This is a genomic window from Marinobacterium iners DSM 11526 (assembly GCF_900107855.1).
In the GTDB taxonomy this organism is placed as follows: domain Bacteria; phylum Pseudomonadota; class Gammaproteobacteria; order Pseudomonadales; family Balneatricaceae; genus Marinobacterium; species Marinobacterium iners.
The window spans coordinates 187,807-211,276 of sequence record NZ_FNRJ01000002.1; the positions used below are offsets into that span (position 1 = coordinate 187,807).

General features: G+C 55.6%; 25 protein-coding genes. 14 read left to right on the forward strand and 11 right to left on the reverse strand.

Annotation, left to right across the window (positions count from 1 at the left end):
• Positions 1-92: 92 nt before the first annotated feature.
• The 7 genes from lpdA to sdhC form a co-directional block, all read right to left on the reverse strand.
• Positions 93-1,532: a dihydrolipoyl dehydrogenase gene (gene lpdA / locus BLV48_RS03840; RefSeq protein ID WP_091823364.1), complete on the reverse strand. Its 1,440-nt coding sequence runs from the start codon at positions 1,530-1,532 to the stop codon at positions 93-95.
• A gap of 40 nt (positions 1,533-1,572) precedes the next feature.
• Positions 1,573-2,793: a 2-oxoglutarate dehydrogenase complex dihydrolipoyllysine-residue succinyltransferase gene (odhB, locus tag BLV48_RS03845; RefSeq protein ID WP_091823368.1), complete on the reverse strand. Its 1,221-nt coding sequence runs from the start codon at positions 2,791-2,793 to the stop codon at positions 1,573-1,575.
• 48 nt (positions 2,794-2,841) lie between these two features.
• Positions 2,842-5,673: a 2-oxoglutarate dehydrogenase E1 component gene (locus BLV48_RS03850; RefSeq protein ID WP_091823371.1), complete on the reverse strand. Its 2,832-nt coding sequence runs from the start codon at positions 5,671-5,673 to the stop codon at positions 2,842-2,844.
• A 307-nt stretch (positions 5,674-5,980) separates the two neighbouring features.
• The gene (locus BLV48_RS03855) at positions 5,981-6,685 is read right to left on the reverse strand and encodes a succinate dehydrogenase iron-sulfur subunit (protein WP_091823375.1); all 705 of its coding nucleotides are present in this window, start codon (positions 6,683-6,685) and stop codon (positions 5,981-5,983) included.
• A gap of 12 nt (positions 6,686-6,697) precedes the next feature.
• Entirely contained in the window at positions 6,698-8,473 is a 1,776-nt protein-coding gene (gene sdhA / locus BLV48_RS03860; protein ID WP_091823378.1) for a succinate dehydrogenase flavoprotein subunit, read from the reverse strand.
• Positions 8,474-8,476: 3 nt separating this feature from the next.
• Positions 8,477-8,824, reverse strand: coding sequence for a succinate dehydrogenase, hydrophobic membrane anchor protein (sdhD, locus tag BLV48_RS03865; protein WP_091823381.1), 348 nt, complete (start codon positions 8,822-8,824; stop codon positions 8,477-8,479).
• The gene (gene sdhC, locus BLV48_RS03870; RefSeq protein WP_091823384.1) at positions 8,818-9,195 is read right to left on the reverse strand and encodes a succinate dehydrogenase, cytochrome b556 subunit; all 378 of its coding nucleotides are present in this window, start codon (positions 9,193-9,195) and stop codon (positions 8,818-8,820) included. The genes sdhD and sdhC overlap by 7 nt, the downstream gene beginning before the upstream one ends.
• A gap of 439 nt (positions 9,196-9,634) precedes the next feature.
• Between sdhC and gltA the strand changes: the two genes are divergently transcribed.
• A complete protein-coding gene (gene gltA, locus BLV48_RS03875) occupies positions 9,635-10,912 on the forward strand; it encodes a citrate synthase (RefSeq protein ID WP_091823387.1) in 1,278 nt (425 codons plus the stop codon).
• A 412-nt stretch (positions 10,913-11,324) separates the two neighbouring features.
• Here the strand turns inward: gltA and BLV48_RS03885 are convergent, their stop codons facing one another.
• The 4 genes from BLV48_RS03885 to BLV48_RS03900 all read right to left on the reverse strand — a co-directional run bounded on the left by BLV48_RS03885 (position 11,325) and on the right by BLV48_RS03900 (position 16,213).
• Complete coding sequence (locus BLV48_RS03885; RefSeq protein ID WP_091823395.1) at positions 11,325-12,062, reverse strand: HD domain-containing protein; 738 nt, start codon at positions 12,060-12,062, stop codon at positions 11,325-11,327.
• Positions 12,063-13,019: 957 nt separating this feature from the next.
• Positions 13,020-13,271: a hypothetical protein gene (locus tag BLV48_RS03890; protein ID WP_091823398.1), complete on the reverse strand. Its 252-nt coding sequence runs from the start codon at positions 13,269-13,271 to the stop codon at positions 13,020-13,022.
• Positions 13,272-13,409: 138 nt separating this feature from the next.
• The gene (locus BLV48_RS03895) at positions 13,410-14,432 is read right to left on the reverse strand and encodes a phage portal protein (protein WP_091823401.1); all 1,023 of its coding nucleotides are present in this window, start codon (positions 14,430-14,432) and stop codon (positions 13,410-13,412) included.
• The gene (locus BLV48_RS03900) at positions 14,429-16,213 is read right to left on the reverse strand and encodes a terminase ATPase subunit family protein (RefSeq protein ID WP_091823405.1); all 1,785 of its coding nucleotides are present in this window, start codon (positions 16,211-16,213) and stop codon (positions 14,429-14,431) included. Before BLV48_RS03900 ends, BLV48_RS03895 begins: the two co-directional genes overlap by 4 nt.
• A gap of 156 nt (positions 16,214-16,369) precedes the next feature.
• Between BLV48_RS03900 and BLV48_RS03905 the strand changes: the two genes are divergently transcribed.
• The 13 genes from BLV48_RS03905 to BLV48_RS03965 all read left to right on the forward strand — a co-directional run bounded on the left by BLV48_RS03905 (position 16,370) and on the right by BLV48_RS03965 (position 23,326).
• The gene (locus tag BLV48_RS03905) at positions 16,370-17,194 is read left to right on the forward strand and encodes a GPO family capsid scaffolding protein (protein ID WP_091823826.1); all 825 of its coding nucleotides are present in this window, start codon (positions 16,370-16,372) and stop codon (positions 17,192-17,194) included.
• Between the two features lie 45 nt (positions 17,195-17,239).
• On the forward strand, positions 17,240-18,262 hold the full coding sequence (locus tag BLV48_RS03910) for a phage major capsid protein, P2 family (protein ID WP_091823408.1): 1,023 nt from the start codon (positions 17,240-17,242) through the stop codon (positions 18,260-18,262).
• Positions 18,263-18,296: 34 nt separating this feature from the next.
• Positions 18,297-18,968 carry a phage terminase small subunit gene (gpM, locus tag BLV48_RS03915; protein WP_091823411.1) on the forward strand — a complete coding sequence of 224 codons (672 nt, stop codon included), beginning with the start codon at positions 18,297-18,299 and terminating at the stop codon, positions 18,966-18,968.
• Positions 18,969-19,072: 104 nt separating this feature from the next.
• The gene (locus BLV48_RS03920; RefSeq protein ID WP_091823414.1) at positions 19,073-19,543 is read left to right on the forward strand and encodes a head completion/stabilization protein; all 471 of its coding nucleotides are present in this window, start codon (positions 19,073-19,075) and stop codon (positions 19,541-19,543) included.
• Positions 19,543-19,755: a tail protein X gene (locus BLV48_RS03925; RefSeq protein ID WP_091823417.1), complete on the forward strand. Its 213-nt coding sequence runs from the start codon at positions 19,543-19,545 to the stop codon at positions 19,753-19,755. Before BLV48_RS03920 ends, BLV48_RS03925 begins: the two co-directional genes overlap by 1 nt.
• A gap of 10 nt (positions 19,756-19,765) precedes the next feature.
• Positions 19,766-20,119 (forward strand): putative holin, encoded by a 354-nt coding sequence (locus tag BLV48_RS03930; RefSeq protein ID WP_091823420.1) that lies wholly within the window; start codon positions 19,766-19,768, stop codon positions 20,117-20,119.
• Positions 20,116-20,406 carry a phage holin family protein gene (locus BLV48_RS19110; RefSeq protein WP_091823423.1) on the forward strand — a complete coding sequence of 97 codons (291 nt, stop codon included), beginning with the start codon at positions 20,116-20,118 and terminating at the stop codon, positions 20,404-20,406. Before BLV48_RS03930 ends, BLV48_RS19110 begins: the two co-directional genes overlap by 4 nt.
• Positions 20,397-21,221, forward strand: coding sequence for an N-acetylmuramidase domain-containing protein (locus BLV48_RS03940; RefSeq protein ID WP_217632941.1), 825 nt, complete (start codon positions 20,397-20,399; stop codon positions 21,219-21,221). The genes BLV48_RS19110 and BLV48_RS03940 overlap by 10 nt, the downstream gene beginning before the upstream one ends.
• On the forward strand, positions 21,218-21,502 hold the full coding sequence (locus BLV48_RS03945) for a hypothetical protein (protein WP_091823430.1): 285 nt from the start codon (positions 21,218-21,220) through the stop codon (positions 21,500-21,502). Before BLV48_RS03940 ends, BLV48_RS03945 begins: the two co-directional genes overlap by 4 nt.
• Positions 21,489-21,923, forward strand: a complete 435-nt coding sequence (locus tag BLV48_RS03950; protein WP_091823433.1) for a hypothetical protein — start codon at positions 21,489-21,491, stop codon at positions 21,921-21,923. The genes BLV48_RS03945 and BLV48_RS03950 overlap by 14 nt, the downstream gene beginning before the upstream one ends.
• A complete protein-coding gene (locus BLV48_RS03955; protein ID WP_091823437.1) occupies positions 21,907-22,365 on the forward strand; it encodes a phage tail protein in 459 nt (152 codons plus the stop codon). The genes BLV48_RS03950 and BLV48_RS03955 overlap by 17 nt, the downstream gene beginning before the upstream one ends.
• A complete protein-coding gene (locus tag BLV48_RS03960; protein ID WP_217632942.1) occupies positions 22,358-22,804 on the forward strand; it encodes a phage virion morphogenesis protein in 447 nt (148 codons plus the stop codon). The genes BLV48_RS03955 and BLV48_RS03960 overlap by 8 nt, the downstream gene beginning before the upstream one ends.
• A 48-nt stretch (positions 22,805-22,852) precedes the next feature.
• Positions 22,853-23,326 (forward strand): hypothetical protein, encoded by a 474-nt coding sequence (locus BLV48_RS03965; protein ID WP_091823444.1) that lies wholly within the window; start codon positions 22,853-22,855, stop codon positions 23,324-23,326.
• Positions 23,327-23,470: the final 144 nt, after the last annotated feature.

The following is a 23,470-nucleotide window of genomic DNA, read 5'->3' on the forward strand; positions in this document are numbered from 1 at the left end:
GTACCCCGACCAGAGTGCAGTCAGTCGGGATACACCTTTGCTCTGCAGATCGGCAAAAGCAGGATCTCTGCCCCACCGATTAACCCTTCAGGTTATCGCTTTTTGCGATTTGCAATGTGAATGGCGTGATTGTCCACGGCCAGTGCTGCTTCATGCACAGCTTCGCTGACGGTCGGGTGAGCGAACACCATCAGCTGCAGATCCTCTGCACTGGCGCAGAATTCCATCGCAATCACACCCTGAGCAATCAGTTCGGAGGCGATGCCACCGACCATGTGTACGCCCAGTATGCGGTCGGTCTCTTCGTCAGCAATGATCTTGACGAAGCCGTCAGTTGCATTGGCAGCCATTGCTCGGCCAGATGCAGCAAACGGAAATTTACCAACCTTGATTTTTACACCTTCGGACTTGAGCTGCTGTTCGGTCTTGCCGACCCAGGCCAACTCGGGGAAGGTATAAATAATGTTGGGGATGCAGTCATAGTTCAATGCAGCCTTGTGGCCAGCAATGATGTCAACGACCATAATCCCCTCTTCAGAGGCCTTGTGTGCCAGCATTGGGCCACGCACGGAGTCACCGATGGCGTAGACGCCTGGCGCATCAGTACGGCAGCTGTCATCAACGAAGATGAAGCCGCGTTCGTCCAGTTTGACACCGCTGTCTGCTGCCAACAGGCCCTGAGTCTGAGGACGACGTCCAACTGCTACGATCAGCTTGTCGAACACCATCTCCTGGTCACCGCTGGCATCAGCGAATGTTACCTTCACTTCCTTGCCATCGATGATCTCGGTGCCGGTGCAGCGCGCACCCAGCTTGATGTCCAGACCTTGCTTGGTAAGCAGTTTCTTGGCTTCCTTGGCGACATCAACGTCAGCCAGTGCCAGGAAGTCATCCATCGCTTCAAATACAGTTACTTCAGAGCCGCAACGCGCCCAGATGGAGCCCATTTCCAGACCGATGACACCTGCACCAATGATACCCAGACGTTTCGGGGTTTCATCGATATTCAGGGCACCTTCATTATCCAGAATCAGACCTTCAGTCAGCGGAGCCGGTGGGATCTCGACCGGTACGGAACCAGAGGCCAAAATCACGTTATCAGCAGCATAAACACTGCTGTTGCCGTCCTGAGCCGTTACTTCAACCTGCTTGTTGGCCAGCAGTTTGCCGGTACCCTGCAGCAGAGTCACGCCATTGGCCTTGAAAAGGCCCGCGATGCCACCGGTCAGGTTTTTGACGATCTGATCCTTGCGCGCCACCATCTGCTTGGTGTCCATGCGCACGTTATCGGCCACGATACCCTGAGCAGCGAAACCGTGCTGAGCCTCATGCAGCTTGTGCGTGGTTTCAAGCAACGCCTTGGAGGGAATGCAACCCACGTTCAGACAGGTACCACCGAGAACCGGAGTACCCTTGTCATCAACCCACTTCTCGACACAGGCAGTTTTCAGACCCAGCTGAGCTGCACGAATTGCAGCCACGTACCCGCCGGGGCCGGCACCGATAACAATGAGATCAAATTTATCTGACATTACTTAATCCTGTTTTTCACTCGTTCGATTGCGGGTCTGATCAGACATCCAGCAGCATGCGTGCCGGGTCTTCCAGCAGATCCTTGATGGTGACGAGGAATTGTACCGCCTCTTTGCCATCAATCATACGGTGGTCATACGACAGCGCCAGGTACATCATAGGCAGGATCTCAACCTGTCCATTGACCGCCATTGGACGTTCCTGGATCTTATGCATGCCCAGAATGGCAGTCTGCGGCGGGTTCAGGATCGGAGTGGACATCAGAGAACCGAACACACCACCGTTGGTGATGGTAAAGGTACCACCCTGCATGTCATCCATGCCCAGCTTGCCCTCACGACCACGTTTGCCGAAATCGGCAATAGTGCCTTCCACTTCAGCAAGGCTCATGGAATCCGTGTCACGCAGCACCGGTACCATCAGACCACGCTCAGTTGATACGGCAACACCGATATCCTGGTAGCCGTGATAGACCATGTCGTTACCGTCGATGGAAGCGTTGACCGCCGGGAAGCGCTTCAATGCTTCAGTAGCCGCCTTTACGAAGAAGGACATGAAGCCCAGACGCGTGCCGCCGTGAACCTTCTCGAACAGATCCTTGTACTGCTTGCGCAGCTCCATGACCGGCTTCATGTTGACTTCGTTGTACGTGGTCAGCATCGCCGCATTCTGCTGCGCTTCGACCAGACGCTTGGCAATGGTGGCACGCAGACGGGTCATCGGAACACGCTTCTCGGTGCGCTCGCCAGCCGGAATGTTCAGTGCCGGAGCTGCGGCTGCAGGAGCAGCGGCCGCCGGAGCTGCAGCAGGCTTGTTTTTCAGGAAGTTCTGTACGTCTTCCTTGGTGATACCACCATTCTTGCCGGTACCCGGAATTTTGGACGCATCCAGGCCGTTCTCTTCGATCAACTTGCGAGCGGCCGGACCAACCTTATCAGCGTCAGTGGTCACTTCCGCGGCAGGCGAATCGGCAGATTCGGCTGTGGGGGCCTTTTCAGCCGGTGCTGGCGCAGCCGCAGCCGCGCCCTCCTCGAAGATGGCAATAACTTCTTCGCTCAGAACAGTGTCACCTTCACCCTTGACGATCTCCTTGAGAACACCATCTGCCGGTGCAACCACTTCAAGAACGACCTTGTCGGTTTCGATGTCAACGATCAGCTCATCAGCTGAACATGCTTCACCCGGCTGCTTGTGCCAGGTTGCAACTGTTCCGTCAGCAACGGATTCAGGGAAAGTCGGCGCTTTAATATCGATGGACATGCTGTTTCCTTTATTAATGCTGCTCAGGTCTTGTATGCGAACCTGTCATTAACCGTTGATTGCTTCGTTGACCAGCTGCTCTTGCTGCTCAAGGTGAACCGAAATATAGCCTACTGCCGGTGCTGCGGCATGGGGACGACCCACACCCACCAGATGCAGCTTGGGATCATGCTGCTGCATCACATTGCGCATATGATGCTGACTGCAGTACCAGGCGCCCTGGTTCATCGGCTCTTCCTGACACCAAACCACCGATTCCAGATTGGTGTAATCAGCAATGGCATCTTTCAGGCCCTGTTCCGGGAACGGGTAGAGCTGCTCGATGCGAACGATGGCGACATCGTCCTTTTCCAGTTCGGCGCGACGGTTGTACAGGTCGTAGTAAACCTTGCCACTGCACATGACCACGCGTTTTACTTTCTTCGGATCCAGCTGATCCACTTCCGGAATCACCGGCTGGAACGTGCCTTCGGAAAGATCCTCAAGCGAACAAATCGCCTGCTTGTGACGCAGCAGAGACTTCGGAGACATCACAACCAGCGGCTTGCGCAGCGGACGCACGACCTGACGGCGCAGCAGGTGGAAAATCTGAGCCGGTGTGGATGGCACACACACCTGAATATTGTGTTCGGCACACATCTGCAGGAAACGCTCAAGGCGTGCGGATGAATGCTCGGGGCCCTGACCTTCAAAGCCGTGAGGCAACAGCATGGTCAGACCGCACAGACGGCCCCACTTGTGCTCACCGGAGGTAATGAACTGATCGATAACGACCTGCGCTCCGTTGGCAAAGTCACCAAACTGAGCTTCCCAGATTACCAATGCATTCGGCGTAGTGGTTGAGTAACCATATTCGAAGCCCAGTACCGCTTCCTCAGAGAGGAAGGAGTCATAGATATCAAAGGCTGGCTGCCCATCTGCAAGATTCTGCAGTGGAGTATAAGTGGAAGCATCCTTCTGGTTATGGATCACCGCATGGCGGTGAGAGAAGGTTCCACGCCCCACATCCTGACCGGTAAGGCGAATTGGATAGCCCTCAGCCAGCAGTGTTGCATAGGCCATGGTCTCTGCGAAGCCCCAGTTGATCTCCATGGCGCCGGCGGCCATTTTCTTGCGGTCTTCGTAAATCTTCTGTACCTGACGCTGAACCGCCACCCCTTCCGGGAACTCACAGGTTTTATTGGCCAGCTCTTTCAACAGCTTGGCATCCACCCGCGTGTCACATTCGAAAGACCACTGATGGCCCAGGTAGGGGCGCCAGTCAACGAACAGCTCAGAGTTAGGCTGCAGCACCAGAGACTTGGCCACATGCTCACCGTTTTCCAGTGCCTTGCGGTAGTCCTGATCCAGCGCCTTGGATTCTTCAGCCGAGATAACACCCTCTTCGACAAGGCGAGCACCATACAGCTCTCGGGTTGTCTTCTGGGACTTGATTTTACTGTACATCAGCGGCTGAGTACCTGAAGGCTCATCCGCTTCGTTATGGCCGCGACGGCGATAGCACACCAGGTCGATAACCACATCCTTGTTGAATTCGTTACGATAGTCCAGTGCCAGCTGAGTCACAAAGCGGACGGCTTCGGGATCATCTCCGTTCACATGGAAAATTGGAGACTGCACCATTTTGGCCACATCTGTACAATACTCAGTGGAACGCGCATCTTCCTTCTTGGAAGTGGTGAAGCCCACCTGGTTGTTGATCACGATATGGACGGTGCCGCCGGTTTTGTAGGCACGAGTCTGAGACATCTGGAATGTCTCCATCACCACACCCTGACCAGCGAAAGCGGCGTCACCATGGATGGCGACCGGGATCACGGTATTGCCAACCGGATCATTACGACGGTCCTGACGCGCACGCACGGAGCCCTCAACCACCGGAGACACGATCTCAAGGTGAGATGGGTTGAACGCCATGGCGATGTGAACTTCTCCGCCCGGTGTCATCACATTGGATGAAAAGCCCTGATGGTATTTCACGTCACCAGAGGTTTCGATTACGCGCTTGCCTTCGAACTCGCCGAACAGATCCTGCGGATTCTTGCCAAACAGATTGACCAGCACGTTGAGACGACCTCGGTGTGCCATGCCGATCACCAGCTCCTTGGCACCGTCACGACCGGCACGCTGAACCAGCTCATCAAGGCACGGAATCAGGCTCTCGCCACCTTCAAGTCCAAAGCGCTTGGCACCGGCATAGCGTGAGCCGAGATACTTCTCGAGGCCCTCAGCCGCGACCAGGCGCTCCAGAATGTGCTTACGCTCATCATTGGTCAGTACAGGATGGCTGCGCACAGGTTCCATGCGTGACTGAATCCAGCGCTTTTCCTGTGTATCGACGATGTGCATATACTCAACGCCGACGGTAGTGCAGTAAGTTTTCTTGAGATCAGCCAGGATTTCTTTCAGCGTGCTCTCTTCGGGACCAAAAAACAGTGAACCCAGCTGAAAGCGGGTATCGAAGTCAGCTTCTGAAAGCTCATGAAAGCGCGGATCAAGGTCAGGCACCTGCTCACGCTGCATCAGGTTCAGTGGATCAATATCAGCGTGCTGGTGTCCACGCACGCGATAGGCATTGATCATCCGCAGAACGCGAACCTGTTTCTTTTCATGCTCAGAGCTGACACTGCTGCCGGAAACCGGCATGGCGCGCTTTTGATTCTTGGAGAGGAGAAGGAAGTGTTCCCGGATGGTGGAGTGAGGCACATCCTGCGTGATGTTATCACCAACCTTAGGGAGTCGATCGAACTCTTCACGCCATTCTTGTGGAACGGCATTCGGGTCCATCAGGTACGTTTCGTATAGTTGTTCGACATATGAAAGGTTGCCCCCATAGAGATGGGCATTCTTCCACATCTGCTCCATTATGCCATCTTGCATTATCATCTCACCCTGGCTCTGAGAGGGCACTGTAGCGATCAGGCTGCACTATTTCCTGACCCAACAGCCCGTTAACCCTCTGCTGATTACCGTTTTTGTATCGTCCCGCAGCAACGACGGATCGCGTGCGGCCGCGGTCGATAATTCTACGCTTTTTATTGCGGCCTTAACACCGCTAGCAGGCGAGGATTCTATAAAATTATACCACATGGACGACATAGGCCTTTTGGCTATGACGCCCGAACCCTCCTGCCTGAGAACCAAAAAAAACGGCATCAAAGATGCCGTTTTTTATACCTGAGAAAGATCAGGTTGCTTGCTGAATCAGCATGTTGCGAATTTTACCAATCGCCTTGGTCGGGTTGAGACCCTTCGGACACACGCTGACACAGTTCATGATGCCATGACAACGAAATACGCTGAACGGATCATCAAGCTCTGACAGACGCTCATTGGTCGCGGTATCACGACTGTCGGCCAGGAAGCGGTAGGCCTGCAGCAAGCCGGACGGACCCACAAACTTGTCCGGATTCCACCAGAAGGAAGGACAGGCAGTGGAGCAGCATGCACAGAGAATACACTCGTACAGACCATCCAGCTCAGCACGCTCTTCCGGTGACTGCAAACGCTCGATCGCCGGCGGCGGCGTGTCATTGATCAGGAACGGCTTGATCTTCTCGTACTGCTTGTAGAACTGAGTCATATCGATGACCAGGTCACGAATCACCGGCAGACCCGGCAGCGGGCGCAGTACCAGCTTGTCATCCTTGACCACTTCAGACAGCGGCGTGATGCACGCCAGACCGTTCTTGCCATTCATGTTCATGCCATCCGAGCCACACACGCCCTCACGGCAGGAACGACGATAAGCAAGAGTCGTGTCCTTTTCTTTCAGCAGCTGGAGCAGATCCAGCACCATGATGTCCTTGCCACCCGGGATATCAATATGGACATCCTGCATGTAGGGAGCATCGTCCACTTCAGGGTTGTAACGATATACACTTACCAGCATCGCACCAGCCTCTTAATAGGTTCGTACTTTCGGCGGGAACGGATCCATTGTCTTGGGCGCGAAGTTGACTGCGCGCTTGCCAACGGACTTGTTCTGCGGGAAGAAGACGGAGTGGCACAACCAGTTTTCGTCATCACGCTCGGTGAAGTCGTTACGGGCGTGCGCACCACGGGACTCCTTGCGCTCCTCAGCCGCAATCGCGGTTGCTTCAGCAACTTCCATCAGGTTCTCAAGCTCCAGAGCTTCAATACGCGAGGTATTGAACGCCTGACTCTTGTCTTCAAGATGTACGTTGGCAACACGCTCACGGATCTCCTTCAGGAGGCCGAGACCTTTCTGCATGCTGGTGCCATCACGGAACACACCAAAGTACAGCTGCATGGTGCTCTGCAGATCCTTGCGCACATCCGCAACCTTTTCGCCACCTGTGCTGTTATTGAGACGATTCAGACGAGACATCGCCGCTTCAATATCAGACTCAGTCGCTTCAGCCACAGAGTAGCCTTCACGCATTTGCTGCTCGATCTGCATACCCGCCGCACGACCGAATACCACAAGGTCAAGCAGAGAGTTACCACCCAGGCGATTGGCGCCATGCACAGATACACAAGCAGCTTCACCACAGGCGAACAAACCATTGATGATCCTGTCTTCACCGGTCTGAGCATCCGGAGAGATTGCCTGACCACCAATATTGGTCGCAATACCACCCATCATGTAATGGCAGGTCGGCACAACCGGGATCGGCTCTTTCACCGGATCTGCGGCAGCAAAGGTCTTGGACAGCTCGCAGATGCCCGGCAGGCGTGAATGCAACACCTCTTCACCCAGGTGATCCAGCTTAAGATAAACATGATCGCCATTTTCGCCACAACCACGTCCTTCGAGAATCTCGAGAATCATGGAGCGCGCAACAACATCACGACCTGCAAGATCTTTGGCGTTCGGAGCATAACGCTCCATGAAGCGCTCGCCATCCTTGTTCACCAGATAGCCACCCTCACCTCGACAACCCTCGGTTACGAGGACACCAGCACCGGCAATACCGGTCGGGTGGAACTGCCACATTTCCATATCCTGAACAGGAACACCAGCACGCATCGCCATACCAATACCATCACCGGTATTGATCAGTGCATTGGTGGTGGATGCATAGATACGACCCGCACCACCAGTTGCCAGCACAGTTGCCTTGGACTTGATATAAACGGTCTCACCGGTTTCGATGCAAATGGCAATACAGCCAACCACATCACCATCGGCATTCTTGACCAAATCAACGGCATACCATTCATTCAGGAAAGTCGTACCGGCCTTCATATTGGCCTGGTACAGTGTATGCAGAAGCGCATGACCGGTACGGTCTGCCGCTGCACAGGTACGAGCTGCCTGCGTGGGGTTATCCGGCCCCTTGGACTGACCACCGAACGGACGCTGATAGATGCGGCCAATTTCGGTACGCGAGAACGGCAGCCCCATGTGATCCAACTCGAATACAGCCTGAGGACCTACGGAGCACATGTACTCAATTGCGTCCTGGTCACCGATATAGTCTGACCCCTTGACGGTGTCATACATATGCCAGCGCCAGTCATCGTTCGGATCAGCACTGGCAATCGCACAGGTAATACCACCCTGAGCAGACACAGTGTGAGAACGGGTCGGGAATACTTTGGTGACACAGGCCGTATTCAGGCCTGACTGTGCCAACTGCAGCGCAGCGCGCATGCCAGCACCACCACCACCGACGACGATCGCGTCGAAAGTAAGCGTACGCAGTTTAGACATGTTTTAGATACCCCACAGAATCTGGATGCCCCACACGACGTAAATAAACGCCAGCAGGCCGCATGCGGACTGGAACACGAAGCGAGCACCGGTCGCCTTGATGTAGTCAGTAGAAACAGACCACATACCGATCCAGGCGTGCGCCACCATGGACAGGACTGCCAGCAGGGTAAAGATACGCATGACCGTACCGCTGAACAGTTCTTTCCACTGGTTGTAATCCAGTTCCGGATTCATCAGCAGATAGCCGATCATAAAAATGGTGTAAGCCAGCAGTACAATTGCGGTGACGCGCTGCATCATCCAGTCATACAGGCCGCTACGACCAAAGCTTGTGATACTTGTTACCATATCCAGACTCCCGCAAGCAGGATAGCGATGCCCGCTATCACCAAAGTGACCTTGGCTGCCAAACGACCGCTATCCAGTTCTTCACAGTGGCCAAGATCCATGATCAGGTGCTTGATGCCTGCAAAGAAGTGGTACAGCAGCGCTGACACCAGCCCCCATGCAATGAGTTTTGCCAGGAATGACTCCTGGAGCATCTCAGCAGCGCGGTCAAAACCGGCCTGAGATTCCAGCGACATACTTAATACATAAAGCATAAAGATGGCGCCAAAGAACAGCGCCACACCTGATACGCGATGCAGTATTGAAGTGATCGCCGGGAGTGGCATTTTTATGGTTCGCAGATCTAAATTTACAGGTCTTTTCTTGTTCACGGCTCTAGTTCACACTTTTCTGTCCAGTTGCAGGACAAGGTTGCTAGGAAGTGCTCAGAGAGTAGTACCTCGAGATGCCAGAACTGACACTTAACCAGTGGGCACGGTGCCAACTCAGGTGCGAGAGTATAGACAGATCACCCTTGGAATACAACGCGCCCAGCGCTACCTAAGGCTTAAGTCTAGTGTGAAGATCCAGACCTGCTGACTGGCTCGTATAATTATTTTCAGGTCGACATACAACTAATTATTTATTTCCCCAAAGCAGCTGAATTGCTAGGAAAATTCTTTCTGTTGCGATGCAACATTTCACCCCCAAGGCTTAATTGACAATCCTGTTTCAAACTCTATAGTGGGTGGGTCCTTTTTCGGGCCATTTCCTATGAAGCGGCTCAGTAGCAAGCCGCAGCAATACAAAACAGAATGATAGGAGCCTCTGATGGCTGACAAGAAAGCACGTTTGACAGTCGATGGTCTGGACGAAGCGATCGAACTGCCGGTCTATTCCGGCACTGAAGGTCCCGACGTCATAGATGTACGCCCACTGACCGGCAAAGGCCTGTTCACCTACGACCCCGGCTTCGTGTCCACTGCGGCCTGCGAATCCAAGATCACCTATATCGATGGTGGCCAAGGCGTGCTGCTGCACCGCGGCTACCCGATCGAACAGCTGGCTGAAAAGTCCGACTACCTTGAAGTCTGCTACCTGCTGCTCAACGGTGAACTGCCCACGGCAGAAGAGAAAGAGAAGTTCGTTAACACCATTTCTAACCACACCATGGTGCACGAACAGCTCAGCCAGTTCTTCAAGGGGTTCCGCCGTGACGCGCACCCAATGGCCATCATGTGCGGTGTTGTTGGTGCACTGTCAGCGTTCTATCACGACTCGCTCGATATCAATAACCCCCACCACCGCGAAGTCTGCGCGTATCGCCTGATCGCCAAGATGCCGACGCTTGCAGCCATGTGCTACAAGTATTCCATCGGCCAGCCGTTCATGTATCCGCAAAACGAACTCAGCTATGGCGCCAACTTCCTGCGCATGATGTTCGGCACCCCCTGCGCTGATTATGAAGTCAATCCTGTACTGGCTCGCGCCATGGATCGCATATTCATCCTGCATGCCGACCATGAGCAGAACGCTTCCACTTCTACCGTTCGCCTGGCAGGCTCTTCCGGTGCGAACCCGTTTGCCTGCATCGCAGCCGGCATTGCCGCCCTGTGGGGACCAGCTCACGGCGGCGCAAACGAAGCAGTATTGACCATGCTGGATGAGATTGGCGATGAGGCCAACATCCCAGAGTTCATCGAAAAGGCCAAGGATCCGAACGATCCATTCCGCCTGATGGGCTTTGGCCATCGCGTATACCGCAACTTCGACCCTCGCGCCAAGGTAATGAAGAAGACCTGCGATGAAGTTCTGGCTCTGCTGGGTATCGAAAACGACCCTCAGCTGCAGATCGCCAAGAGACTGGAACAGATCGCACTCGAAGATGAATACTTCGTTGAGCGCAAGTTGTACCCGAACGTGGACTTCTATTCCGGCATCATCCTGAAAGCGATAGGCATTCCGACCAACATGTTCACCGTAATCTTTGCCCTCTCCCGCACCATCGGCTGGATCTCGCACTGGAACGAATTCCATTCCAGCCCGAACAAAATTGGTCGCCCGCGCCAGCTCTATACTGGTGCAAAGCAGCGTGATTATCCTGCCTGATTGCAATTAACCAAAAAGCCCTGCCTATGCAGGGTTTTTTTTGGTCCAAACAAACATTTAAATTAGGAAAAATTCCTACTGCTCATGACCTTTGGATAAGCTAAAGTGGTATCAGCAGGACGCTTGTACTCAGGAGGGATCCAACCATGGAACAGATATGCCAACACTGCCGCACTCTATTGAGCAGCGGAGTCCTTTCACGACACCATCTCAGCATCAGCAAAATCAGTGATAGTGAACTGATCAAATGCGATTTATGTGATGCATACCTGCTAAGCGAGCAGGACCACAGAGAGGTACTGAGTACGCGCCCAGCCACTGACGCAACATTGAATTTTCAGCTTTGCACTTCAGGCGGCAGCTACAAGCAACTGCCGCACTAAGGCATCCAGCCACAATTCACGCACACGCACTATACCTTACTCGACCCAGCCATTCGCTTTGCTTCAGACCAGAGCGTGCGCACCAGTCTTTTCAAACCATCATCACCCTGGGTCAGCACGCCAACTTCAAGGCGCTTTTCCTCAAGATAACCCGCAAGCTCAACTTCCGAATTAAGACGACACAGGGATGAAAGACGGCATGCAATTTCGGCCAACTTGACACTATGCACATCTGCATCACCAGCCGCCAACCGCTGCCGGTCACGCCGACTACGCTCTTCACTCGAAATTGAACTATTGGCTGAGCCAGTCAGACATCGCACTCCGTCAGCAATTGAAGCGCCAAACGTACGCTCGACCTCTCGCAGCGTAACAGTTGTACCCTCAACCACATCATGCAACCAGGCCAACGCTACCATCCTTGAGCCTGAGTTGTTGCAGGTCGCCACAAGCCCCGCAACTTCAGAAAGATGCTTCCAGTATGGCTCTGAAGTATGTCGAAGCCACTGCCCTGCATGCGCCTCCATGGCAAATTCACGCACTTGCTGCAAACAGATTCCACCAGTGCTTTTACCCAACAACACCAATGCGCGGGAGCGGTCAAAAGCTTCAACATCAAAACCCACACTAGGCCTGGCCTGTGAGCTGTCGACCGCATCAACTGCAACTGTTTCGAATAGATCTGGACGAACTGCATCCAGATCATCCTCCACACCTAACAGATCGCTCAAGCTTTCAAACGCTTGATCATCTTCCCTGTTCGACATACCCCCTCCTTTTCCCTAGAGTTTGTACAAGCCACATTCAGGTGCAGTGTAACAAAAAAAGCCACTCGGCATGACCCGTAGTGGCTTTTTTATAAATCTGGTAGGACTAGGCGGACTCGAACCGCCGACCCCCACCATGTCAAAAAGCTGGAATTACCCCCGCAACCTAATGATTTAAAAGGCTTAACCCTCTATAGCACACCTCTGCTGACGTCATGAATGGCCCATTGTGAATCAAACAGTTATCTCTCCCTAATGCACTGTATATCTCCACGACCGACAAGATCTTCAGACGCAAGCATGAACCTTAAAGCCCAGCTTCCTACGCGTCTTACATGCGCGCGCGTTTGGTGAATTTCTCAGGATCGCTACGGAAAAAGGTAACAAAGGTAACAAGGTTGCCAATTCGGTTATAACTGGCTGAATGCATTGCCGTTTTCTGGTTCGGCAAAAGGTGATGAAACGGTGATGAAAAAGTGACGTGTTACCTTTTATATAGGTGATATAGATAAAAAATAAAATCTATTAATATCAGTAGCTTATAAAGGCGTTACCTTTTATGTCACCTTTCATCACCTTTTGAAGGTTACAAACAAAACCATACATAACAATCAGTTAGCGCAGCTTTTCAGCTTGATCACTTTTGTTACCTTTCTCCGGCATCAAAGCTGGAACAATGCCTACAGCCGGTGCCGTCTCAAAGCGCTGTAACCCCCTCTGAGGCCGCATAAATCCGCATGATTCAACCACCTGCCCCAACCTCCGAAAAGCCCGCACCGGGCCTGTCCTGAAGCCCTGTCATGCATCGCATAATTACACGCTCAAGAAGCACCGCAGGCGTGGAGGGGGACGAGCGCATTTGTCAGGTAGCTGTGGGTAACCAGGCACAAAAAAACCGGCGGGCTGCCGGCTTTATAGATCGTGTCGCCATTATGGCACTGACGCGTATTTATCAGGTTACAGGGCTGGCCAGTCTACAACCACGTGCGAGACCAGATGCTCTTCCTTTGCCACCTCTCTCCATTCCGGCTGATAGGGTGAGTTTGGATGCCTGCACATTCTTACCTCTCGTGCTTTGCAGACACCATCTTCTATCTTCCATACACCATCGCCATCGTCGTAACAGGTGTAGTTAAACTGGAGTCCATGCTTGAGCTGCAGTTTAAGGACTTTTAACTTGCTTGCCTCGAGCTGGTAGATATCGGTCATTGATGACCTCCTGTCATGTTTTGGTTTGATCCGTAAGCATAGGCAAACCCATTAGCTTGGCAATAAAAAAGCCAGCTATCCGCTGGCTTTTCCATCTATATCAGTGAGTTATGTGCTATAATTCTTGCGAAGCTCTTTTTATTTAACGGGCGAAACTCCTCCTTTCTCGGCCACTTCTTCTATCACGTAGGGGTCGAACCTCACCACCTCTTCACCCAGCCATTCGTTCACTTCCAGAAAGCGGCTTTGCAGCGGTACCAGTTCGTTGCGAGCGAATACCAAAGCAGCCTTCTCCACATCACCGAATCCACCCACGTTGCTGGGCATGATACCCATCAGTACCGGCGGCACGCGGTGCGCGGCCAGCATGTCATCGCGGGTGACATTCTTGATGTTGAAGATGTCGTCCTTGGCGGCGACCTCGCTGATCGGGATCACCTGCAGGCCGTCCTTCTTGCCGTTGGGTGAGTACATGAACAGGTTACGGAAATTGCCGGGGCCCTTGCTGTCTTTCAGTGCCTGCCGCAGGTTATCCACGTCATCTTCGTTCTGGGCTGTGTCGGTCATGTAGAGGATGAACCCGGCGTGACTGCCGTTCAGGTAGTACTTGCGGCGGAACAGGGTCGCCGACTCGTTCAGCCAGGCGCTGTTGAGTGCAGCCAGGTATTCCGGCAGGCCGTAGATCTCCTGGTTGATATCAGGTTCCATCAGGTGGAAGACGCTCCCCTTGCGGAATTCGTGCTCCTTTCCCCAGCCGCGCACGAACCAGTAGGTGTCGAGATCGATGCCGCGCCGCGTATATTTTGCCAGTGCGGGCTCCAACTTCATCGAGCGGCCGCCGATGCTGGTTTGGTTCTCCAGATAACCGTTGCCAAAGATGATGTAATCCAGTGCCCAGCGCCTGAAGGCCTGACGGCTGAGCAACCGGTGGGGCTTGAACGAACTGGTCAGGATATTGGCCTTGAAGTAGATCGGGGACGACTGGTGTGTTGCCGCTCTGAATGACTTGGCCAGCCCATCAAATGACAGCGGCGTCTCATACCACTTCTGCATCCGCAGGCACTCGATGTAATCCATAATCTCGCGTTTATCGAGTACTGGTATAGGCTCACCGAAACTGAATGCCTCAATGCCTGGCTGTTTCTCTGCTGTCTCGCTCATTCGAACATCTCCATCCTGCTGCTGCCGACACCCGTTGTTGGGCCATCGGTTTCAAGTGGGGCTTTCGCCAGGGCGTGCATCACAGCCCAGGCAAGGTCGGCATGGCCGGTGGTGCCATTGCGGCCGGCCATGAACGTGATATGACGGCCGCTGGCCGTGGTGGTCTTCCGGATCGCCATGAAGGCCTGCGCGATATCGACCCAACCGGCATCGAATTCCAGCCGGCCTTTGCTGATCAGCTGATAGGCTTTCATCACCAGCTGGCCTTTCACCTCGGGGTTGTATTGGTACTGCACTGCTGCCGGGAAGAACTTGCGGACCAGCTGGTAAACGGATGAGCCAATGCCCGTGGTGTCGATACCAACGTGGGTGACGTTGTACTTCAGCGTCATCTGACGGATCTGCTCTGCCTGGTCCTCGTAGTCCAGCCCTCTGAACTGGCGCCGCTCGATCACGCGGTATTTGCCGCCGGGTTTCTCGGGCGGGAGGATCACCGCCAGGCCTGCGTTGTCGCCAGTTTCTGTTTCGCCGTTGGGGTCGTAGCCGATCCAGACCGGTTGGTTGCCCACCGGCTTGGGTGCGAACGGCTTGAAGTCGCTCCACACTTCCCAGCTGTCGACCATGCAGCGCTGCATCATCATCAGGCCGAACAGACTCTTGTTGTCGTCGACAAACTGGCACATCAGCAGGTTTTCGTATTCCGGCTCGCTGTACTCCAGGCGCAGCTGATCCAGATCGAACAGGTCGCAGCCCTGGGCAACCGCATCTTCCACCGTAACGATGTGACGCCACTGACCGTCCGGGCAATACAGACCGTTTTTTAGTGCTGCGTGGCTGATATCGATATCGACGCGCTCGGCTTTTTTCCTGCGTTTGTTGAACAGCTCGCCGGACCAGTACGGGTATGCGTCGTGGCTCAGGCTGGATGGCGTGCTGAAGTAGGTCTGCCGCCACTTTTTGTGCATTGCCATGCCGGAGGCGACTTTACGAAGCGTCTGGAACTGGTAGGTCCAGAAGTACTCATCGAAGTACAGGTTGCCGTGGTATGACTGGGCCGTTCGAGCGTTGGTACCGAGGAAGTACAGCGTGGCACCGTTCGACAGCACAATCGGGTCGCCGGTCAGCTCCCAGTCGGCCACATCCCGTGCGTATGCCTGGATATACTCCTTGAACACATGGGCCTGGGCCTTGGATGCCGACAGGAAGATCTGGTTGCGGCCGGTCTCGACCGCATCGAGCAGCGCTTCCCGGGCGAAGTAGTATGTGGCTCCGATCTGGCGGCTCTTGAGGATGTTCCGGATACGGTATTTTTCACCGGCCCGGTACCAGTGTTTCTGGTAGTCAAACAGCTCATCAAAGAAGGCGGCACGGAGCAGCTCGGCGATCTCATCCGTGACCTCGTTTTTCGTCGGCTTTTTGCGCTCGCCCTTGTTGCGGTTGGCCACCTTCGGGTTCAGGTCGCCCTCGTGACCGCCGGGCTCCTGATACCGGCGCACCCGTGCCATACGCTCGATCTGCCGACCGAGCAAGTCTATTTCCTTGAAGTCGCGGCCTTCCTTGGGGTCTTTCATTACAAGCTGGATCAGTCTAGCCTCTACGGCAAACTCGACCCGCTCGATGGGTTTAGTCTCATCCCATGCGTCGCGTTTTTTCCAGCTGTGAACCGTGGCGGCCTTCTCGCCCAGCTGCTCCGCAATACGGGCAACGCGAAACCCCTGCCAGTACAGCAGCCTGGCAAGGCGTCGCGGGTCCAACTCTGTCACGTCAGTCAGTGCATTCATGCCGCCAGAGTAGCGATCTAACCGCCTCCATCCCCCTCTTGTTCCGTGTATAGCCGCGCTATACAAGTGGCGTCGATTGAAGCCCCGCGCGCATATGCCCACCCTGTCCTCATCGATAACGAACAGCAGCAGCTGAAATCAGACGAGGACAGACCGATGGCCAAGAAGGCGCTGAAAAGCAAATGGTTTCGCGTAGGTGTTGAAGGTGACACCACGGACGGCCGCAAAATCGAGGCCGCCTGGCTGACCCAGATGGCCGCGAACTACAACCCCGAAAAGTACGGTGCCCGCGTCAACTGCGAGCATGTGCGCGGCATGGCGCCGGACAGCAGCTTCGGCGCCTTCGGTGATGTAACCGCCCTGAAGACCGAAACCATCAAGATCGATGGTGAAGACAAGGTGGCCCTGTATGCCCAGATCACGCCGAACGATGACCTGATCGCGCTGAACAAAAAACGCAAGAAGGTCTACACCAGCATGGAAATCGACCACAACTTTGCCGACAAGGGCGAGGCGTACCTGGTCGGCCTGGCCGTGACCGACTCCCCTGCCTCGCTGGGCACTGAAATGCTGGAATTTGCAGCTACTCAGGCTGAAAAGAATCCGCTGAATGCTCGCAAGCAGAAGCCCGAGAACGTGTTCAGCGCCGCCCGTGAAGTCGAGCTGGAGTTCGAAGACAACACCTCCCTACTGACCCGCGTGAAAGAGATGCTGAGCCGCAACGAAGGCCAGCGCACCCAGAAAGACGGTGAGTTTTCTGAAGCGATCGAGGCGATCGCCGGCGAACTGGCCAGCCTGAAAGACCAGTTCAGCAAACTGAGCGACGGTGGCGACAGCTCTGCACTCCAGCAGCTGCAAACCGATTTGAAAGCAGCCCGGGACGACCTGACCGAGCTGAAACAGAAACTCGACAACACCCCGAACTTCACCCAACGCCCGGCTGCCTCTGGCGGCAAAGGAGAGCAGGTCACCGACTGCTAAGCCGGTACCGCCGAACGGACACACTCGAATCACTGGAGACAGACCATGCGTAACGAAACCCGCTTGAAGTTCAACGCCTACATGGCTCAGATCGGCACCCTGAACGGTGTCGCTGACCCGAGCGCGAAGTTCAACGTGCAGCCCTCTATCCAGCAGACGCTGGAAACCAAAATGCAGGAAAGCTCCGACTTCCTGAGCAAGATCAACATCATCGGTGTGCCCGAGATGCAGGGTGACAAACTGGGCCTTGGCATCGGCAGTCCCATTGCCAGCAACACCGACACCACCACCAAGGATCGCCAGACTAAAGATCCGACCAACCTGGATGAGCGCGGCTACCTGTGCCGCAAGAACAACAGCGACACCCATATCACCTATGCCAAGCTGGACCTGTGGGCCAAGTTCGCGGACTTCCAGACCCGCATCCGTGACGCCATCCTGCGCCGTCAGGCACTGGACCGCATCACCATCGGGTTTAACGGCGTCAGCTACTCAGCTGATTCTGATATCGCCACCAACCCGATGCTGCAGGACGTGAACATCGGCTGGCTGCAGAAGTACCGCAGCGAAGCGGCTGAGCGTGTACTGGCTGAAGTGGTGGATGCCTCTGGCGAGGTAAGGGCCTATGAGGGCGGTGATTACGCCAACATCGACGCGCTGGTATATGACGCCGTGAACAACCTGATCGAGCCCTGGTACCGCGAAGACACCGAGCTGGTAGCGATCATGGGCCGCGACCTGCTGGCCGACAAGTACTTCCCACTGGTGAACAAGAACCACGCCCCGACCGAAACTCTCGCGGCTGACCTGATCATCAGCCAGAAGCGTGTCGGCGGTCTGCCGGCTGTACGCGCACCGTTCGTACCGGCGGGCGCCATGTTGATCACCCGACTGGATAACCTGTCGATCTACTTCCAGGAAGGTGCGCGCCGTCGCCACCTCATGGACAACCCCAAGCGTGACCGTATCGAGAACTACGAGTCATCCAACGATGCCTACGTGATCGAAGACTACGGTGTGGGCTGCCTGATCGAAAACATCGTCACCGAGGCTCCGGCTGCTCCTTAAGGAGCAGCCCAGCCACTGATCAAAAGGTGCTGACATGATCTCACCCGCAAAACGTCACCTGATGCGTGTGAAAGCGGCGCAAGAAGCCGCTGCCGCCGCTGACTCACAGGTACGCCCAGATGCCAGCCAGTACGAGCTGATGCTGGCCAAGCTTTACGAGGACAAACGCCGCTTGAAGGGCATCGAGTCGATGAAGGCTCGCGCCGAGCTCAAGCGGGAAATGCTGCCCGAGTACGAGCCGTACATCAAAGGCGTGCTGGAGTCCGATGCCGGCGTTCAAGACGATGTGCTGACCACCCTCATGCTCTGGTGCATTGATGCCGGCGAATACGACGTCGCGCTGCTGCTGGCCGAATACGCCATGCGTCACAACCTGAGCATGGCCGATGCGTTCAGCCGCTCGCTGCCCTGCCTGCTGGCTGAACAGTTCGCCGAGGCAGTGCTGGTCAACAACGATGCTGTTCCTGAGGACGCGCTGCGCAAGGTGGGCGTGCTGACGGCTAGCCACGACATGCCCGATCAGGTGAAGGCGAAGCTGCACAAAGCGATCGGCATTGTGCTGGAAACCTCCGACCCGGCTGAAGCGCTGCACCACCTGAAAGTCGCCTTCGACTACGACGACCGCAGCGGCGTTAAAACCAAGATCAAGCAGCTGGAAAAGCAGCTGCAACAGAACAAGCCCGGCTCTGATTCAGAGCAGGCTTAACCGAGCGTCCCAACGCGTCGGGCGGCAGGTGTGCTGATGTGGTTTTCCTCATTGACCAACTGAAGCACACCTCCACCGCCCACCTATTCAAAGTGAGATAAGCCATGGCTGGACCCGGATTCGTCGCCAACTCACCCAGCATCGAAGAGCCCGATATCGCCAACAGCGCCTTCTGGCCGCATGTCTCGCTGACCGACTGCCGCGCGGTGATGCGCATCGGCTCCGAGATCACACCCGAGCGACTGCGCGAAGCGCTGATCAACGGCATCATCGATACCAATGCGGATTTGGCTGCTTGGCGGTTTACCCAGGAGCAGGCCGGCCATGCGGATCTGGCAGCGGTACCGGCAGAAGAGATCGACGGCGACAGCATCAACCTAACCCTGTACCGCCGCGCCGTCTACAACTTCGCCAAGGCTGAGCTGACCGAGCGCTACCGCGACTACGACAGCACCCTGCAGGGTGGCGACCGTGCTGACAACCTCGACCCGACCATCGACCAGTACCGCCGTCAGGCCATTCTGGCCATCCGCCAGATCAGCGGCCGGCAGCGCACCACAGTGGATCTGATCTGATGGCCACTCAGGTGCGGGCTCAGCAAGGCGACACCGTCGACCTGATCTGCTGGCGACACTACGGCCGCACAGGTCGCGTCACCGAGCAGGTCTACGCCGTCAACCCCGGCCTGTGCGAGTTAGGCCCCGTATTGCCCCACGGCCACCTGATCACGTTACCCGCCCTGGCAGACAGCACGCCGGTCACCAAAACGCTCCAACTCTGGGATTAAGGAGAGCCCCATGGCAGAGCCCAGCACTACCACCGCCATTGCAGTTGCCACCACCGGTGTCGGCCTGGCCGCCATCTTCCCTGGCATTGATGGCAACGCCCTGATCGGCGCGTTCGCGGGGGCCACCCTGTTCGTCATGTCAGCCAAAGAGCTGCGCCATTGGGTGCGGGGTGTCTACCTGATGATCAGTCTGGTAATGGGGTACATCGCAGCACCAGAGATCACAAGTCTGACATTCATCGAACAGACCGGAGTTGCCAGCTTCTTGGGTTCAGTGTTCTGCATCTCTGCGACCTTGCCGATGATCCGGCAACTGGAAGACGGCAACCTCATTCAACTGATCATTGAGTGGTGGAGAAAATGAATCTGCTCGACCTGATCGTATTCGTCAGCGCCGCCGGCACCTGCCTGCGGCTGCTGTTCTACCGCCGTGGCGCGGCCCGCTTTAAACGGCATGTATCACTGCTGGCCTGGCTGGTGATTGTCGTGACCGGCTCGGTCGCCCTGTGCATCGTCACCGGCAAAATCAGCAGCACTCAGATCCACCCGATCGGCATCCTGATGCTCTGCCTGCTAACAGCCGCCACTTGGTATGCACGCGGCAATATCGCTCAACTGATCCGACTCGCAAGGGGGCACCAGTGGAACTGAACAACACGCAGTTTTGGCAACGCGGTGATCAAGGTCCGTCCGTTCGGCTGATCCAAACCCACCTGCGCACCCACGGCTATCTGATCGCTGTCGATGGCGTTTTCGGCAACGAAACCGACCGCGCCGTGCGTGCTTTCCAGCATGCCCATCGCCTCATCGTTGATGGCGTGGTCGGTGAAAAGACCTACGAGGCCCTGCTCGGTCGCAGTGCTGATCACTTCCTGGGGGATGACGATATCGCCGAGGCCGCCGACCTGCTGGACGTTGATCCTGCGGCCGTATATGCGGTGAAAGCGATCGAGAGCCGTGGCAATGGCTTCTTGCCCGGTGGCCGTGTCGCCATCCTGTACGAACGCCACATCATGCGCCGCCGTCTGTTGGCCAACGGCTTCAGCCGTGCGGACGTGGCCGCCCTATGCACCCGCTACCCCGGCCTGATCAACAAAACCCCCGGCGGCTACCGAGGCCTCAGCGCTGAGCATTTCCGCCTTAGCAACGCCAGCCAGATCCACGCAACGAGCGCGCTGGAATCCTGTAGTTGGGGGCTTTTTCAGATCATGGGCTTCCACTGGGAGCGGCTGGGCTTCGACAGCGTAGACGACTTCGTTGCTCAACAGCGCACTAATGAGCGTTGCCAATTGTGGACATTCATCTCGTTTATTCAGACAGATGGAGAGCTGTGGAAAACCCTGCAGGCCCGCGACTGGACCGCCTTTGCCCGCCGCTACAACGGCCCCGGCTACAAGAAAAACAAGTACGACACCCGGCTGGCTGACGCCTATGCCCGTTACTCAAATCAGGAGGTTGCCGCATGAAACGTATCCTTGTTGCACTACTTATCACATGTGTCTTAGTCGGCTGCTCAGCCCCGCGCTTCCAAGACGGCTACCAGCTGGGCGACCTGTCAGCCACAGCCGTGGATGGCACCGTGCACGTAGTCACCCTGCAAACCCGCCACTGTGCAGAGTCCGACCCGGTGGCCCGTGCCATCCTGCTGCGGATGATTCGCGTGGCCGTGCCGGGCTACCCGGCCGATGGCCTGTGCACCGATCTACTGGACCTGCTGGAAGAGGATCAGACCGATGAAATACCGTAAGCGCAACTGGAAATACGACCTGCCAGAGAGCGAGACCTTCCAGACGCGTATCAAACCGGATCGCACCCTGAAAACCGACTGGATCACCCTGCAGCCAGACGGCACCCTGACGCTCGAAGCGGGCTACGCATGGGACGGCCCATCCGGCCCCACCGTCGACACCCCCAACAGCATGCGCGGCAGCGCCATACACGATGCCCTGTACCAGCTCATGAAGCAGGGCCTGCTCGACATAAAATGGTTTGACGAGAGCAACCGTGAATTTTTGCGCTGGCTGAAAAAAGACGGCATGTGGTACCTGCGCCGCCGCGGCTGGTACCGTGCTGTACAGCTGTACGGCGAGGACTACATGACCCGGGGCCATGACGACCAAACCATCTACATCGCCCCATCCGGAGAGGTCTATGCGCAAGCCACTTGAACTGCGTGAATACCTGATCGCCAGCGTGCGTGACCTCAAGCGCAATCCCGAGAAGCTGCAGATCTTCATCGACCGCGGCAACCTGCAGGCACGGCTGCAAGCCAGCCTGCACTTTGAATACCAGTACACCCTGAACCTGATCATCAGCGATCTGGCCGACCATACCGATACCGTGCTGGTACCGCTGCTGGCATGGGTCAAACACGCCCAGCCCGAAATGGAAGATGATGCGATCCAGTTTGAGGCCGACATCATCGACCACCGAAAGATCGACCTCAGCATCACTCTGCCCCTCACCGAGCGGGTACTGGTGAACCGCACCGCCGAAGGCAACTACACCACCGAGCACCTGCCCGAGCCGGTACCGGAATGGAACCTGCCCGAGCCGGTGCTATTCAAAACGCTCTGGCACGATAACGAAAAGCTGACGCCTGATGAGTGACCTGCAGCGGCTGGAAACATGGGCAACCCCACTGCTGGAAAAGTTGGGGCCAAAGGAACGCAAGCGCCTTGCCCGTACCATCTCCATCGAACTGCGCCGATCGCAACGCCAGCGCATCGCCGAACAGCGCAACCCCGATGGCAGCGCCTATGCCCCCAGACGCGGGCAAGCCAAAACCGGCCGGGTACGGCGAAAAGCGATGTTCACCAAGCTGCGCACCACCAAGTACCTGAAAGCCAAGTACAACGCCAACAGCGTCAGCACGGGGTTCTTCGGCGATATCGCGATACTTGCTCGTGTGCATCATTACGGCCTGCGCGATCGCGTGGCCCCAAGCGGCCCCGATGTGAAGTACGAACAGCGCGAACTGGTCGGATGGACCGAAACCGATATCGACCTGGTGCAGGATCTGCTGATTGAGCATCTGGCCGCTGGGTAAGGTTTCGCTTTACACTGTGCATTCCACAAACCATCAAAGGACTGAGACATGCGACTCTCACACATAGCCTTGGCTTTATTGCTTTTGAGTAACCCTGCTTTAGCAGATGTGTTGTGCGACTCCCCCGCTTCCTCCATAGCCCATAACAAAACAAACAATGAAATCTTGGCATTGGCCCAGAAAAAAGACCCTGATATCAAAAAGATATTGTGTGGCGTTTTGACTGAAGTGAATGCCTTAGAGAAGGGTTATACGGCTGCTCCTGATTACGAAAACGCTGTAGTAATTGCAGAAAACTACGATCAAAGGTTTCAAGCAATCCAGCGCCTGAGTGACATCACGCTGTTCAGGCATGAGTTCAATGGCGAAAACTACCCTCAGTTTGTCATGGCTGATACAAGCTGGCATCAAGGGGAAGAGCTTCAAGCCGGCCCATATCGAGTATTGGGTGTTCAGAAATTCACATCAGCAAATGGTTTCCCAGTCCAACTCCTGATCTTAGAGCTCTTTCAGTTCTATTAATCAGTTCTTGACCAGCCCCTCGGGGCTGGAACTCACGCCTGACAGGCATCATGCAGCAAGTGCAAGACGCGCTTGATTCCCTGAAGTAAACCCCAGCAGGCCGCCACCCACTGGCGGCCTGCTTGTATAACCCCGATATACACA

Bases quoted from the DNA above. Each gene is read 5' to 3' on its own strand.
- lpdA (WP_091823364.1), bottom strand. From the start codon at position 1,532: ATGTCAGATAAATTTGATCTCATTGTTATCGGTGCCGGCCCCGGCGGG.
- odhB (WP_091823368.1), bottom strand. From the start codon at position 2,793: ATGTCCATCGATATTAAAGCGCCGACTTTCCCTGAATCCGTTGCTGAC.
- BLV48_RS03850 (WP_091823371.1), bottom strand. From the start codon at position 5,673: ATGCAAGATGGCATAATGGAGCAGATGTGGAAGAATGCCCATCTCTAT.
- BLV48_RS03855 (WP_091823375.1), bottom strand. From the start codon at position 6,685: ATGCTGGTAAGTGTATATCGTTACAACCCTGAAGTGGACGATGCTCCC.
- sdhA (WP_091823378.1), bottom strand. From the start codon at position 8,473: ATGTCTAAACTGCGTACGCTTACTTTCGACGCGATCGTCGTCGGTGGT.
- sdhD (WP_091823381.1), bottom strand. From the start codon at position 8,824: ATGGTAACAAGTATCACAAGCTTTGGTCGTAGCGGCCTGTATGACTGG.
- gltA (WP_091823387.1), top strand. From the start codon at position 9,635: ATGGCTGACAAGAAAGCACGTTTGACAGTCGATGGTCTGGACGAAGCG.
- BLV48_RS03885 (WP_091823395.1), bottom strand. From the start codon at position 12,062: ATGTCGAACAGGGAAGATGATCAAGCGTTTGAAAGCTTGAGCGATCTG.
- BLV48_RS03890 (WP_091823398.1), bottom strand. From the start codon at position 13,271: ATGACCGATATCTACCAGCTCGAGGCAAGCAAGTTAAAAGTCCTTAAA.
- BLV48_RS03895 (WP_091823401.1), bottom strand. From the start codon at position 14,432: ATGAGCGAGACAGCAGAGAAACAGCCAGGCATTGAGGCATTCAGTTTC.
- BLV48_RS03900 (WP_091823405.1), bottom strand. From the start codon at position 16,213: ATGAATGCACTGACTGACGTGACAGAGTTGGACCCGCGACGCCTTGCC.
- BLV48_RS03905 (WP_091823826.1), top strand. From the start codon at position 16,370: ATGGCCAAGAAGGCGCTGAAAAGCAAATGGTTTCGCGTAGGTGTTGAA.
- BLV48_RS03910 (WP_091823408.1), top strand. From the start codon at position 17,240: ATGCGTAACGAAACCCGCTTGAAGTTCAACGCCTACATGGCTCAGATC.
- gpM (WP_091823411.1), top strand. From the start codon at position 18,297: ATGATCTCACCCGCAAAACGTCACCTGATGCGTGTGAAAGCGGCGCAA.
- BLV48_RS03920 (WP_091823414.1), top strand. From the start codon at position 19,073: ATGGCTGGACCCGGATTCGTCGCCAACTCACCCAGCATCGAAGAGCCC.
- BLV48_RS03925 (WP_091823417.1), top strand. From the start codon at position 19,543: ATGGCCACTCAGGTGCGGGCTCAGCAAGGCGACACCGTCGACCTGATC.
- BLV48_RS03930 (WP_091823420.1), top strand. From the start codon at position 19,766: ATGGCAGAGCCCAGCACTACCACCGCCATTGCAGTTGCCACCACCGGT.
- BLV48_RS19110 (WP_091823423.1), top strand. From the start codon at position 20,116: ATGAATCTGCTCGACCTGATCGTATTCGTCAGCGCCGCCGGCACCTGC.
- BLV48_RS03945 (WP_091823430.1), top strand. From the start codon at position 21,218: ATGAAACGTATCCTTGTTGCACTACTTATCACATGTGTCTTAGTCGGC.
- BLV48_RS03950 (WP_091823433.1), top strand. From the start codon at position 21,489: ATGAAATACCGTAAGCGCAACTGGAAATACGACCTGCCAGAGAGCGAG.
- BLV48_RS03955 (WP_091823437.1), top strand. From the start codon at position 21,907: ATGCGCAAGCCACTTGAACTGCGTGAATACCTGATCGCCAGCGTGCGT.
- BLV48_RS03960 (WP_217632942.1), top strand. From the start codon at position 22,358: ATGAGTGACCTGCAGCGGCTGGAAACATGGGCAACCCCACTGCTGGAA.
- BLV48_RS03965 (WP_091823444.1), top strand. From the start codon at position 22,853: ATGCGACTCTCACACATAGCCTTGGCTTTATTGCTTTTGAGTAACCCT.